Here is a 14,778-nt window from a genome sequence, read left to right as displayed (position 1 = left end):
CTATGATGAAAACGTATGAAATCGAATTCCACTTAAGAAATGGAGAAGTGCTGGCATACACGACAGAAGCAGGAAGTCGGTACGAAGCGCTAGAATCGATCTATCAATTATTTCGGCATGCGACGGATGGGTTTGTACAATTTGACGATGAGTTGATTATTTTTTTAGACCATGTGGGTTATGTGAAAGCGTTTGAGGTGGTGGAGTAAACTGAAGAAAGCGCGCGTCCATTTTGGGCGCGCGCTTTTCATTATTTCATTGGGGGTACTTTGACATGGTGAAATTCTTGATTGCTTAATTCCGATTCATTGATTTTGAATTGTCCAACAGCTAGACAATGAGCTTTTTTCAAACTTCGTAAGTCATCGAGTGAGACTGAACCGATTCGATTCGCGATAACTTTTAATTCACTGTCTGCTGGTGCAAAGTATATCTTTGTAGCGGCATTATCCAAAACCGCAAGTTCTTCCTTATCGAAGTTACTGAACGATTGTGTAGCAAACCAAGCAGACCAACCGAACTTTCGACCTTCTCTTAATATTTTCTCGGAAGGTGATCCTTTGCGGAAAGATAAATTCTGTGCTTCATCTAGGATAACTGGCATTGGTCGGCTCTCTGATCCAGATAAAGAGTAATACCATAAATCCCAAAGAATAAATTCGGCCAGTAATTTTTTGATTTCGTCTTGATCATATCCTTCGAGTTGAATGACGGTCACTCCATTATTGCTGTCAAAAATCTTACTCCAATCGTTATCTGATTCATAATCGAATGGATCCATATCAACCATTTGGGTAAGTCGACTGATGACAGATTGAACTGTAGATTTAGAGGACTCAAGGTTCTCTAATTCTTCGATAAGTAACTCCATTCGCATCTCATCACCGTATTTTTCAATCCCATTTTTTGTTGCCATATAGATAGCATTTTTTTGTTGGTCTCCTAAGCCTCTATAGACAGAAGCAAACACAGCTGCCACTCTTGTAGCAACAGAAGTAATCTTCTCAGGCTCTTTTCGACCACTAATTTCCTTTTCTCGTCTTTTGAATGGGTTTAGTGGAAACGACTCGTGGTAAACAATGCGTTCATTCAATTTTGAACCCATTCGATTCACAAATGTTTCGTCAAGTTGGCTTAACGTGTAACTGTTCGAGTAATCGATAACTAAAGCAGATTGATTTTGTTCGACCAACTGTAGTAGAAGAGATTGGACGAAATAGGTTTTCCCTTGACCAGATCGACCACCGATTAGGAGATGTCGATTGGATAGACGCGGGTGTCCATATTCCCAATAGTAGTCTTGATTAAATTCACTACCTAGAAGCAATCTGACATCGTCTAATGTAACTGACTTAGGTGTTGCAGGTTCAGTTATTGCCTGAACTGATTGAGGTGCTATTGAATCATTTTCAGTGACAATCTGATTTAGTTCTTCAACTGACTTTCTATTTATCAAAGCCTCATTTTCAGAATTATTTTGAATGACCGATGCAGGTGCAGCTGGAATTTCTTCTTTCTTGAAAGAATGCGTAGATGATTTTTCTTTATGGTGAGACTCAAGTGAATCTAGAGATTGTGTGAGTACTTCATAACCATATTGTTCGGGAAGTTCTAAGATTACGACACCCTGACTTCTTGTATGACGAACAGCGTCTGAATGTTTTTTAAATGAAACGAGGACGCCATTACCAAATTTGGCTCGCTTCTCATCGACAATCTCAAAATCATCATTCATCAATCGATCAATTAATTCTGGGTTTAAACAATAGTCTTTGCTCGGCCAAATTTCATTTTCTTGCATTTTATATGCGTTATTGATGAAAAGTCTAACAAAATAATTGCGTAAAAATCTCGCATCAAATGTTGTTAAGTCGAGTAAGTGATCATTTAAACGAGCTTTTAATTCTGTAATCTGTGAAATACCTTTTGTGATGACGGTATTATCATTCAGTCCTATTTTTACTTCTACCGGGAATAAATGGACTTTCAAATTAGATTGTCCCATCTCTAGACCAATCATCAATAAATCATCACTACAGTTTCCTTTTCGACCGATTGTTTTTCCTGAAAATAAACCTGCGCGTTTACTAAGTTTCACATTCCCTGTTACACGTACGACTTCTTCCATAGAAATTGGTACCCATATTGTGTTCTCTTCATTGAAAAGTAGGAGTGTCTCCTTAATTGCAGAAACGATGCTCATTTTCTCCCGCTTATCGTATCCTCTTCCTTGAACAGCTCGAAGCAACCATTCACCATTGAATGTATTGAAAGCACGAATAGTTTCTTCTATCTGTTCTTGGGTGGATGTGACACCTTGGGAGTTGATAAATTCTTCGATGACATTGAAATATTGTTTAGATTTATCAGTGACAGTAATGGCATCGTACCCATTTGTCGAGGAATATTGATCACTATAATGCACGATAATTAAGTTATCGGAAGAAGATTTAAAGAAATCTAATCCTACAGGTGGATCGATAAATGTGACCCAATGGGAAGCGTTATAAATACTTTCAAGTTCATCTTTATCAGCGACATCGATGTGCATTGTCAATGATACATCCTTCATATAAGAACTGTGTCCGCCATCTTTCATGTTTGCAGTAAGTTCATTAAAGAGAGAACCGAATTTTGTCATAAGACTTCGATTGATATCCGCACCTTCAGTACCAAATCCGACGCGGTAACCTGTTTCGTCACTCTGGACAGACGATACTGTAGTAAATAAGCCATCTAGATTCATGCTGTTTGCTAAGTCTCGCATTGGTTGGGTAACAACTCTTGATTCGTTCCCCATTTTATAAAACGAGACGTGAGCGTAAAGAATCGGGTCCTTTAGGTTTAACTTACGATAAAGAATAGACTGTTGAAGAACATGCAAAATTTCGTTTGTCTCAAATTCATGAACTGACAAATCAATGCCGAATACATCTTTTAATTGTTCTGCAGTCTCGATATCGTTCAATTTATCGAACGCACTTAATCCAGAAGCATCTGGAAGATATAGAGATACTTCAAGCGGCTTAACTGATTCAAGGTTACCTTTAGAGGAAATTTGTTTCTTGAACCAAGAAATGATTCCTTTTAATATCTCCTCATCGTTTGTGACATTAATGACATTGATACAAAGAGGAGCGGAACTTTGTATCGAGAATAAATAATCATAATGGTCAGTGAAATGAACCATTTTATCTTCGACAACTTTTGCTAAGTAAGAATTTGTTTCACCTATGCTAACTCGTTCTCTTATGACATACTCATGCCACTCAGGCAACGGTGATTGATCTGTAGGTTTAAGAAGCATCTCATGAATGTTGAACGCATAAGGCAAGGTATAGCTTGCTTTTAATTTTTTCAAAATGTTTGAATCAATGTCTTCAGACCCTAATGCTGAATTTACCTGCCATTGATAAGCAATATTTAATGGCGAAAACGGTGTTAATAATAGACCATCGACCGTTTCAATTTGTCCCAAACGATATAGATTTCGTTGCTGTACACTCATTAATGACTGAGAAGGAATTTTCTCGATTTCAGACAAATAGTCGTCAACAAAAGTATAGGCAGCTGTCAGAACCTCATCATCGTAATACAGTAATGAGGGGATGGTTCCTTTGTTTTTTACAGTGGTTAAAAAAAGATCATAGCTTTTTTCAACAGCAGCTGGTAATTCTAAAGGAATGCTCTCAAAAGTGTCTTCTGATACTTGTTTTCCATAACGAACATGGTTATCTAGCCATGCTTGTTCCATTTGGAAAAAGTTTCGATCAATTGACTTTGTCGAATATGTGCGTTGACCATTATGAATGGTTTTAAAATTTGAGTCGATGATAAATGATGCCTCATCTTTTCTTTTTCTTGTCCAAATGCTTAGTCCGTCCAAAGGTGTGGTTTTTAGCATATCATCTTTAATAGCAAGAGGGACTTCAACTCCAGAAAGCATCACCGAGAAACGAATACGAGATTCTCCTTCGTCTAGAACATTTAAGGGAACATTGAGCACATCATTATGGTCAATTTCGAGTGCTTCGGATGAACTGATGGCAACATCATTCGTATCTCCGGAACCATCACCAAGCTCAACCTTATGATGACCGTCTAGTATTAAGCGAATTGCTTGCTGACTTTTCGGAGTAGTATCAATCAAATACCTTGTCTGATATGGTTTTAAAAACTCGGGTGATAATGGAACGACAGCGATATTAAATAAATAGGTAGTCGAAGACTGCCCTTCGTGTTTATAACGGACTCGAGAAAAAGCGACTTGATTGGTTTCATTTTTAATAGTAGTAATAAGAGAATGTCCAGAACTTGTTGTTGTTTTTGCACTCTTGTTATCCAAAAACTGTTTCGATGTATGGCGATCGAAAGACAGGTGAATTTGAACTGTCTCAGTTTCTTGTGACGAAAAGACAATGATATGCCAAGTACGTTGTCCGGATTTCGTTTCAGACTGAGGACGTCTCCAAAAGTGTGATGATTCTAATTTGGAACCATCGACTTTTGCGGTCATTTTTTCTGAAATGAATTGAATATCGCGATTTGATTTTGCTTTTTCTTCCCATTCTCTCAAAACATTATAATCAGCGTGTTGCCAGGTATCTTCTTTCAATTTTGTAGCGCCATTATCAAAACGCTCTTCTAATTTTTCCCGAGCATTCCCTAAAGTGAAGTAACGTTCGACATCTTCAAACAACTCATGGTTATCTGTTAAACGATTTTCAATTTGTCTATTCATTTTTCTCCAAGGAGCTGAACCGACTTTTTGTTCGTCCCGTTCACGAATAAGTGAACTTAGGTCGCCGTCTTGAAAGTATTGTAAAGAAGTGTAGTCTTCCGAATCTAGCGTGTCTTTGTGTAATAGTCCTAAAATGTCGATGAAATCAAGAAACGAACCACTTATGATTTGTTTTTGATGGTTTCGTCTTTTTAAATAATCGGAGATAATCATCTGCTCAGATTTAGATAATTGACTGCTAGCCAGTTGCTTATCTAAATGTTGAATGATTTTACTAATGTGGAGTGGTCGTCCCTCAGAAGTTAAATCGATACTTCCCCCGCGGATAGAGTCATTTAAATTATCAGTTAGAATCATTAGGGAAGTGTTAGACCATTGTCCACTTTGCTCGCTCATCTCATTTCTCAAAGTGACGAGGAAATCAATATCTGTATCGAATGAACTTGCTACGACTAATTTCCCGGAAGAGAAGTTAAGTGAAGTTGTCACATAATCTTCGTTTCCAAACGGATGCTTGTAAGTGAATTTTTCAGATACATTTAGATTTGATAGTGCATCATACATCTCTTTTACATCTTTTTTTGTTGGAAGATAAACATAATATCGATCAGTTCTTTTCTGTTGAATCTCATTTTTAAAAAAATCGAGTAATTGCTGAGTAATAAATTTATAAAATTGATTTGACATACTGTGCATCCCCGCTATCACTTTTCTTTTCTAAGTAGTTTAATTTATCTAATAGTCCTACAATCTCTTCTTTAGAATGGTGATCAAAGAATAACCCTCTCGATTCAAGTTCATCCCAAAGTTTATTCAATTCTACTTTATCCTGTTTTACGGAACATGCTACTAGAGTCAATAATTGTTCCTGATTGATGGCAAGCAATGAGCCGAGAGAACCACCATGTTTTCTATAAAACTTTAAAACAAACGCCTCGAGTGCAGCTGGATATCGAGATTTCAACTCTTTATTCAATCCTATCGAAATCACCTCTGCTAAATCTCTGAAAGTGTCATCTAACGTTTTAGTAGAGCTATATTTTGGTGTTTCGATACCTTTATATTTTGTATAAAAATTATTCATCCAATCATACAGAGACTGAATATACTTTTTCTTAGGTTCTTCACCAGCTTCGCTCAACATTTCATCAAGATGATGATAGTACAAATTCTTTTGTGACTGAAAAGCCGGTGTTTGGCAAACGATATTCAATAGATGTTCATGCTTATAAAAGTCTTTTACTTGTTCTTTTAGTAAACGGTATCCGTTTGTATAACTCGTTCTCCAACGAGCGGCTTTTTCCCATTCCATTAAGAAGTAGATAGGAATCAGCATTTCACTATCAAATCTTGTGAAACGATTAGTGTGAAGAACAGTTTGAGAAATCATAATGAACGTATAATGAACTACCAGATGGTTTAAGTTGTCCAAGAAGAACTTTGGATTTCTAGACATATAGATTAAATCTTCTTTGAACTGTTCCTTTATATGCGGGAACAAACACGGATAGGGACTATTAAATGGAGCATCATTGGTAGAATGCGTACTCCGGAAAATTTGGGTCAAAAGATCATCACTTTCTTCATCCGAAAATAATGGTGAAAGCAATTCTTCGTTTCCTTCTATTAAAGTACCGTATACATAGTTAATAAAATCAATTTGACCATTTTTTTCTTTTTTCTCACTTAACGAGAGGAAAGATAGTTGCGATAAATTGGAGATTTCTGTTTCTTCTATTTTACGCTGTTGACTCTTGAGAAAATGTTTGAACCATTCACTTGTTTCTTTGGAGTCGAATTTTCCAATTGATAAAATGTGATCTACATCCATCTGATGATTATCAAGAATAAGTGATTCATTTGATAATAATCTTGCAAGACCACCGGTTATCGGCCAAAATCCGTTTTCAAACTTCGATCGTTCGGGTTCACGTGTAGGTAAAGGTAATACGTAAGTATTCTTACGTCGGGCATAGCGATACCCTTTATTGTGAATTAGAAAAGATTCGAGGAGTTTCCAATCTAACTCATAATGTTTTGTATCCTGAGCATTCATCATATTACTGTTTCACCTTTCTGATTTCGAACTTTGATTTACTGAATTTCGGTTTAGAGAGTTCCACCATTGAACCATCGTGCGTTGAAACTAGTAAAATTGACTTGGATTTATCTGTATATCGAATAAGTTCATCATAAAAATCAATAAACTGGACTGCGTCTCTTAAATCATTTCGGTTCGGACGGTATCCTTTTCTAATCTTTACCAATAGATTATAAAGCTTATAGTCAAGGTCAAACAGAATCTCTTTTCCACTAACCTCAAAACCGATTCGAATGAACGGATTGAAGCGATAAAAAGCAGAGTCTTTGATTTCAGCACTTTCAAAAAGACGTTGGTCTACAATTTCCTCTGCCTGGAACGGGTAGGCCACCCTGTACTCATTATTCGTGCTGTCGATAAATAAGTAGTTTTCTCGTGGAGAGCCTCTCCATAAATAGATGACGTTACGGACAAGTTCAAATAATGATTCGATATTTTCTCCATCTCCAAGGTAATATGCTTTTAGATATTGTAAAAAATCAACGTATGACTGATCGACCTCTTGAGGATTTAGGAGTGAATAGCTTCGAACGAGAAACGAACCTAATGTATTTATTGTGCTTTCACTTTCCGTTGAATGGTGAATGAAGCTATATACGTCACCTATTTCTTTTAATTCATTCTTTGCAATTTCTTGAGGGTTTTGTGCCAACACATATTTTGTAATAAGCTCATCGAAATATGGAATGCGGAATGAAATTGGATCGATTCGATGTAAAGCATTCAAAATATTTGAACGATCAGGATGACCAAAGATTAAGTTTGGAAGTGCAGCATGCGGTCTTTCTCGATCAAAGTTCAAGTCTGATGGAACAAGGATATCAAAAATAAAGTTGTAAAATGCACGAGTCGAAATAATGAGTTTTTCCTTTACCATCGTTTGAATAATGACATTCGCAACGGAGTCACGCACAGAAGGATTTGAAAGAAAATCATAATTATCATGCACAATAGAGCGATGACCATTTTCAATGTCCTCGCGATATGCAACATAAAAAGTATTATCATTTGAATCTGAAATAACTTTTTCAAGGATGTTCGAGAAAAATACAGATTGAGCTCCTTCTTCACCTACGCTGTATGTTTGAAAGCCGGCGATATTCAATAAGTGAGTTGAATTTGAAGAATAGACGATATTTTCTCCATTCCCAAAAATGTCTGAAGCATCGATAAAGTTTCTAAGCGATTCGTATAAATTCTCAGACTCTGCGAAATTATAGAAATTGTGTAGCACTCCAAGGTTAATGGCGATCAATAAGTGCTTGGCATCTGAATCTTGATTATAGAAGGATGACATGACACTATCTAAGGTTTCAATAGAGTTTTTTGATGGATCGAATGACTCAGTGGAATCGTTATGAATCCTAACGTTAGTGACTAAGTGCGGATATTTTTCTTTGACATAAGCGAGCAAGTGGCTTTTTCCGTCTCCGACGCTACCACTTAATAAAATTAATTGAGGAGCCGATTCCTTATTCACTGCCTCTAGAGTCTCAAGTAAAGAGTTTTGAATCGGTCGATCTATATGCATATACTCTCGAAAATCACCGAAACTATCGGCATTGACGACTGACTCCTTAGAAGAAGACTGAAGCATGCGAAGACGCTCTAATAATATACTCGTTTCTTCTGTACCTGTTATTTGTGTTTGATGATCAATACTTTCGACTAAAGATTCCTTTACTTCTAGATCTTGATGTACAGCTTCGTCTTCATGTTTTGCTATCATGCTGTTTTCTGTAAGGGGTTCATCAGAAGATAATTGCTGCTGCTCTTTATCGGTTACTTGTACGAAGTTGGGAAATTCAGTAACAGTTGATGGAGAAACATCAAAAGTATCGACTATATGGTCCTGACCAGTACTATCAATTGCTTCATCTGATTCTTGTAGAAATACTTCACTTAAGGCAATTAGTTTTTCGAATGCTTCCATAGTCTCTGTCTTCAATAAATTTCGTTTTGTATATAAGTCACTCAATTCTATGTATCGATGTGCCCATTTCAATTCTTTCATAGAAGCATTGAGCTCAACTTTCAGCTTTTGCCAACCAAATTTGATGACGTGGCGATCAAAGTATCGTTCCGAGAGCGCAGGACGTCTTGTTTTTTTTGATAACATATACATACGCTTCAAAGTCAACGATTGGAAAATGCCATCTAAGTAAACCATGGCCTCTGTAGGTGAATCAGTCATCCACTTACTGAATTCTTCATAAGTGAACTTCGTATCTTCATCTGGAACTAGATTTGTAACTAAAAACGACCAATTCTTTTGGGTGTTCATTGTTAATTCCCTTCCTGCAAAAAATGATATTTTACAAACATTGTAACAAAATATAGAAACATATTCATCGATTCTGACGAATTATCCATAACCATAACCAAAAAAAGTATAGGTTTGATACTTGAGATGATTTTCCAATCCAATTTTATTAAGATGTAAGTAGATGATTGAGAGGAGATGTGACATGATTTACAACAAGTTGGTAAGGGACGGTATTCCAAATATCATTCACGAAGCAGGAAAGGTCCCGATTGTGAGACAACTAAATCAAGCCGAACATTTCGAACAAGCACGATTAAAACTGTATGAAGAAATTAAAGAATATGAAGAGACAAACATTGATGAAGAGTCGCTTGAGGAGTTAGCCGACATCTTGGAGTTGGTCTATACACTTGGAAAAATGCATGGAGCTGACTTTGAAGAGTTGAATCAAATTCGTGAAGAGAAACGCAAAAAGCGTGGCGGTTTTGAGAAAGGGTTATTCCTAGAAGAGGTATTGGATCATGAATGATTTACGCCTTCATACGAGCAATCTCGGCACCCCTTTACAAGAACACATTGACGCGGCGACTGAAATTTATATGGTCGTCGCGTTTGCTCAAGTGTCTGGAGTAAAGGAATTATTTGCTTCATTAAAAAATGCGAGTGAACGAGGTGCGCAAATCAGGATTTTAGTCGGGGACTATCTGTATCTCACGAATCCGGATGCATTGGACATGCTACTCAAAATCCCAGATATCGAGCTCCGGTTATACCGTTCAAAAGGAAGGTCATTCCACCCGAAAGCGTATTTGTTCCGTACAAAAGATAGCGGTACGTTTTTTGTCGGTTCGTCGAACTTATCACATAGCGCATTGAACTACGGCGTGGAATGGAATGTTGAAATTCCTTCGAGTGTTTCAGAAACAGTATTTGAAGAATCCGTCGATGCGTTCCATGAATTATTTTATAGTGAATATGCGCAGACTATGAATGAGATTTCGTTGCAACCTTATCGCGAAGAGTATGAAGCACGAAAGGATCGGATGAAAGAGTTAGAGGTCGCTGAGAGTTCTCCTGTTTACATAGAAGATGACACCATCACACCAACGTCTGTCCAGGATGCAGCGTTGACTGCCCTTCGAGAAACAATAGGAGAGGGGCGTAAAAAGGCGATGCTCGTTTTGGCGACCGGATTAGGGAAGACGTATTTAAGTGCGTTTTTCGCTCGTCAATTCAAACGTATTCTTTTCGTTGCGCACCAGAAGGAACTCTTACTGCAAGCTGAAAAGTCATTCCTTAATGTGACAACGGATTGGAAGACAGGGTTACTACTCGGAGGGGAATCACGAGATCATGAAACAGCTGACGTCGTGTTCGCCTCGATCCAAACGTTGGCATCAAAGCAACGAATGGAACAGTTTGACCCGGAAAGATTCGATTTGATTATTATCGATGAGTTTCATCATTCGGCTGCACCGTCCTATCGTCGGGTATTGGACTATTTTCAACCAAAGTTTTTACTTGGTTTGACTGCGACGCCTGACCGTTTGGATGGGGGAGACGTGTATGCACTTTGCGATGATAACGTCGCCTTCCAAATGCATTTTACGGAAGCGATTGAAGAATCGTTTTTGACACCATTTCATTATGTAGGGATTTATGACGAGATTGACTATTCTCAAATTCGTTTGATTAATGGCCGTCGTTACGACCAGGATGAACTACTGGCGGAACAGTTGAAAGAGAGTGTCGCACAAAAAATCTATGAAGCTTGGCAAACTCACCATCAATCACGGGCACTCGGTTTTTGTTCCTCGGTCGTCCAAGCCGAGTACTTGGCAGACTATTTCCGTTTACAAGGCGTCCAGGCGGTAGCACTCCACAGCCAAGCAGAATACGACCGTGCGGAAGTGATTCATCAATTGAAACAAGGACAACTCGACATCATTTTTGCAGTGAACCTGTTTAACGAAGGTGTCGATATTCCTGAGATCGACACGCTGTTGTTCTGTCGGCCGACTGAATCCTTAACGGTCTTCACCCAGCAGATTGGTCGAGGTCTCCGGCTTTCAAAAGGAAAGACACACTGTACGATTATCGATCTGATCGGGAACTATAAGAATATTGATAAAAAGTTGGCGCTCTTGACGACCAAACGTCAGGATACAATCAGTTCCTTGCCGACAAAAGGAGACTTGCCAACGTCCTGTACAATCGAGTTTGATTTAGAAACAATCGATTTACTCAAAAAAATGGTCACTCGGTCCTCAACGCGTCATCAGTTACTGGAGCGGAATTATTTCATGGTGAAAGAAGAATTGGGTAAACGTCCAAGCTATTTGGAACTAATCCAACGTGGTGAGTACTCTATCGATGCTTACCGTTCGGAATGGAGAAAGCTGGGAGGTTTCTTCGGCTTCTTGCATAAGCTCGGAGAACTGACTGCTGAAGAAGCGAAAGTGTATGATGATGTGAAGTCACTTCTCTTTGAAGTGGAGTACACGAGCATGACCAAAAGCTATAAAATGGTCGTGCTGTCTATCATGTTAGAACGAGGGGAATGGAATTGGTACAAGCCACTTAGAGCAACTGAAGCGGCGCATCCTTTTTACGACTACATCGTAGAGAAACCATATCGTCAGCAGATTGATGGAAAGACGAAGGATTTTCAGCAACCATTCAATCAACAAAAAATAGAAAAACTTTTACTGCGTATGCCATTTGACAAAATCGCAAAAGGACCATTCTATGTCGAGAACGAAACGCTCCACATTGAGGTTCAAGAATCGCTTCAAAGTCCAATCGTGTATGAGTGGGTGCGACAAATCGTTGATGTACGATTGCATTACTACTTCAGTAAGAAAGCAGAGGGATGAGAGAAATATGACGACTTCGGATATGACAGAAACTAACGCTACAGTTACAGTATTCTGTGACTTCATTGAAAGCTTTGAACGGCAAGGTCCATATAAAATGAACGTCATCAAGATTATGCTTAAAAGAGGACATGAAGAATGGTTTCAGCCTATATCCGCAGATAGTATCGCAAATGAATATTATGATATGGTAAGAGAACAGTGTGAAACGCATTCGTTAACTGGTGTAAGCAAAGTTTTTCACGAGCCATTTTCACAAGCAAAAATTGAAAATCACTTATCGTCACTACCGTTCGAAAAATTGACGACAGAACCCTCTAAAACGGGTAAGTCACCATTCGAAGTCATAGATGGAAAGTTGGTTGTTAAAGAAGAGTTTTGTATTTCAACTAAAGAAGCACATGCAATGATTCAATTTGCGGTAGAAAAAAAGTTGGAGCAATATTTTGAAATGAAGGTAAGCACAACAGAAAGGTGAGGGGAACTTGAAACGCCTATTACTACGCAAAATCCAATTCGCCCTCGAGCATCATGGCGGGTCGGCATCCTTGAAAGACATTTATACATACGTTGAAAAATCGTATTATCAACTGGAACTCGATCGTTATAAAGATTGGAAGGCGCACGTCAACAAGCAAATCCGTGCCCATTCCAGCGACTCGGCCAGTTTTAATGGAACAGAAGATTTGTTTTATTCCACAGGAAATAAAGGCATTTGGGGCCTACGACAATCAAATCACTAACTGGAAGCGGGACCAATTTATTTGGTTCCGCTTTCAATGTTTACAATACGTCACACCCTATTGTCACATAATGTTCAATCCTGTACACTTCGATATTGTGTGAAAAAATAATGTTAGGGGTTTATGGATGGAACTTGTACAGCAATTATCTCAAATGCAACTCATCAACCAATTCTGGTTGCTCATGGCCTTCGTCATTCCGATGGTCATTTTATCACGGATGGTCGTAGCGGGGACGCGCTTTTCGCCAATCCTCGTCATCGTCATCTTCGGTCTCGGTCTCGGCTTCGGTATGGTCGAACTCGGCATCGCGACACCGGGGCTCCCTGAGTTCCCACTCGTCGACTTCCTCTCACGGACGACAATCATTGCTCTTGTCGTTTCGTTCTTCGTCGGAGGGCAGGAACTCCGTAAAATCTTGAGTAAGCAAGACCTCGAGATGGAAGATATCGTCGTACCGTCGAAAGAGGAGATGTTCCTCGGGACAGGTCGGACGCAATTTATCTTTATCATCCGTTCGTTTTTCTTACTCGTCGGTCTAGAAGGTTTCTTCCGCATGGTCATTCAAGAAGGGTCAGCAGAAGGGGTCGCGCTTTTCTATCCGATTCTCGCACTCATCGGTCTGGCGGCATCTTTCTTATTGATTGACCATAAGGCACAAATTCAGGACAAGAAAGTGTACATGCAAAAGGGTGTCATCGAGACAGTCCTCCTGCTTGTGGTCTTGTTCGTCTCATTCTTGATTGCGACAGCGGTACAGCCGGTCATCGCGCTTCCGCAAATCTTCTTTGCGATGTTGATTTCGTCGGCGCTCGGTGCCATCTTCCATAACTGGACGTATGGACCGACAGTCCGTGCACTCCTCTTCGCAGGGATTCCGGTCGTTTTGGCTGCCAACTTCATGGTCGGTGGTTCCCGGATCGGTGATGCGTTCGCCATCGAAGGCATGAACTCGATTCTCGTGTATGGCTTCTTCGGTCAGTTGTTCTGGATGTTCGGCGGAATCGCGCTCATCATGTGGTTCGCACGCACTGGTCACGTTCGTAACCTTGCACCGGGTATGGCCGGTTCACTCTCACACAGTGGTCTCACGGGTGCATGTACGGCCGGGGACTTCGGTCAAGTCGCGGCAAAACGTGCGCCAATCATGATCAACATCCCGTTCTTTGGACATATCTTCGTCTTTTCAGTCCTCGCAGTCAGTGCCGATAACGGTGCGCTCTGGATCTGGCCGACGATGATCATTGTCTTGTTCGGTCTCGGTCTCACGGCTCTTGCGCTTAAAAACTTGCGAGCGGCCAATGGTGAAGACTTTAAAGAAGTCAAAGCCCTCATGCAGTTCTCGTTCGGCTGGCAGATGATGGCCGTATTCGGCGGTCTCGTCATCTTGACGTTCAGCACGATTGCATTTGATTACACGACGATGGCTCAGTCGTCAGCGATCTCGCACTTCGGTCTGTTCGCAGCAGTTCAAGGCGGCATGTTCGGGACGGAAGCGTCGCTTCTCATCCCGCTCATCTTCTCGATGCCGTTCCTCGTGCACCCGATCGTCTTCTACATGTTCGGGAAAGCGCTCGACAACAATGGCGAAATGCCACGTGTGCCGGTATATGCGATGGCGCTCGTCGGTGTCGTCGGTGTATCGGCAGCGATTTTCGTTTTATAATACGATTCCGCTCTGACTTAGGTCAGGGCGGTTTTTTTATGGAGAGGGGGAACAAAAAAACGGCCGACATGAAGTCGACCGTTCGTTTTAGTTCAATTCTGCTACTTGAATCACCGGTTTCGCAGACACGTAGTTCGCGACGTTTTGTGCGAAGTTGAGGAGGACCGGGTTTTGGTTATGCTGCTCGAGAGCGGCTTGGTCTTCCCAGTTCTCGATCATGACGAAACGATTCTCAACCGAAGTTGACTCGTACAGGTCATACCCGACGCATCCCGCTTCCTGTTTGGATGAGTCGATCAACGTTTGGATGGCTTGCAGGAAGTTCTCGCGTTGCGAAGCTTGTATATCGAATGTTGCATTGACTAGGACCATGATTGATTCCTCC

At 40.0% G+C, this 14,778-nt stretch carries 10 protein-coding genes; 6 read left to right on the top strand and 4 right to left on the bottom strand.

Going from position 1 to position 14,778, the window contains the following annotated elements; all coding sequences use genetic code 11:
• The first annotated feature begins 5 nt into the window (after positions 1–5).
• Complete coding sequence (locus KNP03_RS07880; RefSeq protein ID WP_214827810.1) at positions 6–209, top strand: hypothetical protein; 204 nt, start codon at positions 6–8, stop codon at positions 207–209.
• A gap of 41 nt (positions 210–250) precedes the next feature.
• Here KNP03_RS07880 and dptH read toward each other — a convergent pair whose 3' ends face one another.
• From dptH to dptF, 3 genes are read right to left on the bottom strand one after another with little or no spacing between them, the layout of a single operon-like run.
• Positions 251–5,428 carry a DNA phosphorothioation-dependent restriction protein DptH gene (gene dptH / locus KNP03_RS07875; protein ID WP_214827807.1) on the bottom strand — a complete coding sequence of 1,726 codons (5,178 nt, stop codon included), beginning with the start codon at positions 5,426–5,428 and terminating at the stop codon, positions 251–253.
• Entirely contained in the window at positions 5,409–6,800 is a 1,392-nt protein-coding gene (gene dptG / locus KNP03_RS07870) for a DNA phosphorothioation-dependent restriction protein DptG (RefSeq protein WP_214827804.1), read from the bottom strand. The genes dptH and dptG overlap by 20 nt, the downstream gene beginning before the upstream one ends.
• A 1-nt stretch (position 6,801) precedes the next feature.
• The gene (dptF, locus tag KNP03_RS07865; protein ID WP_214827801.1) at positions 6,802–9,126 is read right to left on the bottom strand and encodes a DNA phosphorothioation-dependent restriction protein DptF; all 2,325 of its coding nucleotides are present in this window, start codon (positions 9,124–9,126) and stop codon (positions 6,802–6,804) included.
• 184 nt (positions 9,127–9,310) lie between these two features.
• Here dptF and KNP03_RS07860 point away from each other — a divergent pair, with 184 nt between their 5' ends.
• The 5 genes from KNP03_RS07860 (at position 9,311) to KNP03_RS07840 (ending at position 14,393) form a co-directional block, all read left to right on the top strand.
• Positions 9,311–9,637 carry a nucleoside triphosphate pyrophosphohydrolase gene (locus tag KNP03_RS07860; RefSeq protein WP_214827798.1) on the top strand — a complete coding sequence of 109 codons (327 nt, stop codon included), beginning with the start codon at positions 9,311–9,313 and terminating at the stop codon, positions 9,635–9,637.
• Positions 9,630–11,984 (top strand): DEAD/DEAH box helicase family protein, encoded by a 2,355-nt coding sequence (locus KNP03_RS07855; RefSeq protein WP_240544505.1) that lies wholly within the window; start codon positions 9,630–9,632, stop codon positions 11,982–11,984. The genes KNP03_RS07860 and KNP03_RS07855 overlap by 8 nt, the downstream gene beginning before the upstream one ends.
• 7 nt (positions 11,985–11,991) lie before the next feature.
• A complete protein-coding gene (locus tag KNP03_RS07850; protein ID WP_214827797.1) occupies positions 11,992–12,462 on the top strand; it encodes a hypothetical protein in 471 nt (156 codons plus the stop codon).
• A gap of 7 nt (positions 12,463–12,469) precedes the next feature.
• Complete coding sequence (locus tag KNP03_RS07845) at positions 12,470–12,727, top strand: hypothetical protein (protein WP_214827796.1); 258 nt, start codon at positions 12,470–12,472, stop codon at positions 12,725–12,727.
• Between the two features lie 127 nt (positions 12,728–12,854).
• Complete coding sequence (locus tag KNP03_RS07840; RefSeq protein WP_214827795.1) at positions 12,855–14,393, top strand: hypothetical protein; 1,539 nt, start codon at positions 12,855–12,857, stop codon at positions 14,391–14,393.
• Between the two features lie 87 nt (positions 14,394–14,480).
• Here the strand turns inward: KNP03_RS07840 and KNP03_RS07835 are convergent, their stop codons facing one another.
• Positions 14,481–14,765: a putative quinol monooxygenase gene (locus tag KNP03_RS07835; RefSeq protein ID WP_214827794.1), complete on the bottom strand. Its 285-nt coding sequence runs from the start codon at positions 14,763–14,765 to the stop codon at positions 14,481–14,483.
• Positions 14,766–14,778: the final 13 nt, after the last annotated feature.

The sequence above is a fragment of the Exiguobacterium algae genome (assembly GCF_018617875.1).
GTDB classification, from domain to species: Bacteria; Bacillota; Bacilli; order Exiguobacteriales; family Exiguobacteriaceae; genus Exiguobacterium; species Exiguobacterium algae.
This window is presented reverse-complemented; position numbering and strand designations above follow the sequence as displayed.

What these genes read in the sequence shown, in the direction of transcription:
- KNP03_RS07835 (WP_214827794.1), bottom strand. Translation starts at nt 14,765, where the DNA reads ATGGTCCTAGTCAATGCAACATTCGATATACAAGCTTCGCAACGCGAG.
- KNP03_RS07850 (WP_214827797.1), top strand. Translation starts at nt 11,992, where the DNA reads ATGACGACTTCGGATATGACAGAAACTAACGCTACAGTTACAGTATTC.
- KNP03_RS07860 (WP_214827798.1), top strand. Translation starts at nt 9,311, where the DNA reads ATGATTTACAACAAGTTGGTAAGGGACGGTATTCCAAATATCATTCAC.
- KNP03_RS07855 (WP_240544505.1), top strand. Translation starts at nt 9,630, where the DNA reads ATGAATGATTTACGCCTTCATACGAGCAATCTCGGCACCCCTTTACAA.
- dptF (WP_214827801.1), bottom strand. Translation starts at nt 9,126, where the DNA reads ATGAACACCCAAAAGAATTGGTCGTTTTTAGTTACAAATCTAGTTCCA.
- KNP03_RS07880 (WP_214827810.1), top strand. Translation starts at nt 6, where the DNA reads ATGAAAACGTATGAAATCGAATTCCACTTAAGAAATGGAGAAGTGCTG.
- dptG (WP_214827804.1), bottom strand. Translation starts at nt 6,800, where the DNA reads ATGATGAATGCTCAGGATACAAAACATTATGAGTTAGATTGGAAACTC.
- KNP03_RS07840 (WP_214827795.1), top strand. Translation starts at nt 12,855, where the DNA reads ATGGAACTTGTACAGCAATTATCTCAAATGCAACTCATCAACCAATTC.
- dptH (WP_214827807.1), bottom strand. Translation starts at nt 5,428, where the DNA reads ATGTCAAATCAATTTTATAAATTTATTACTCAGCAATTACTCGATTTT.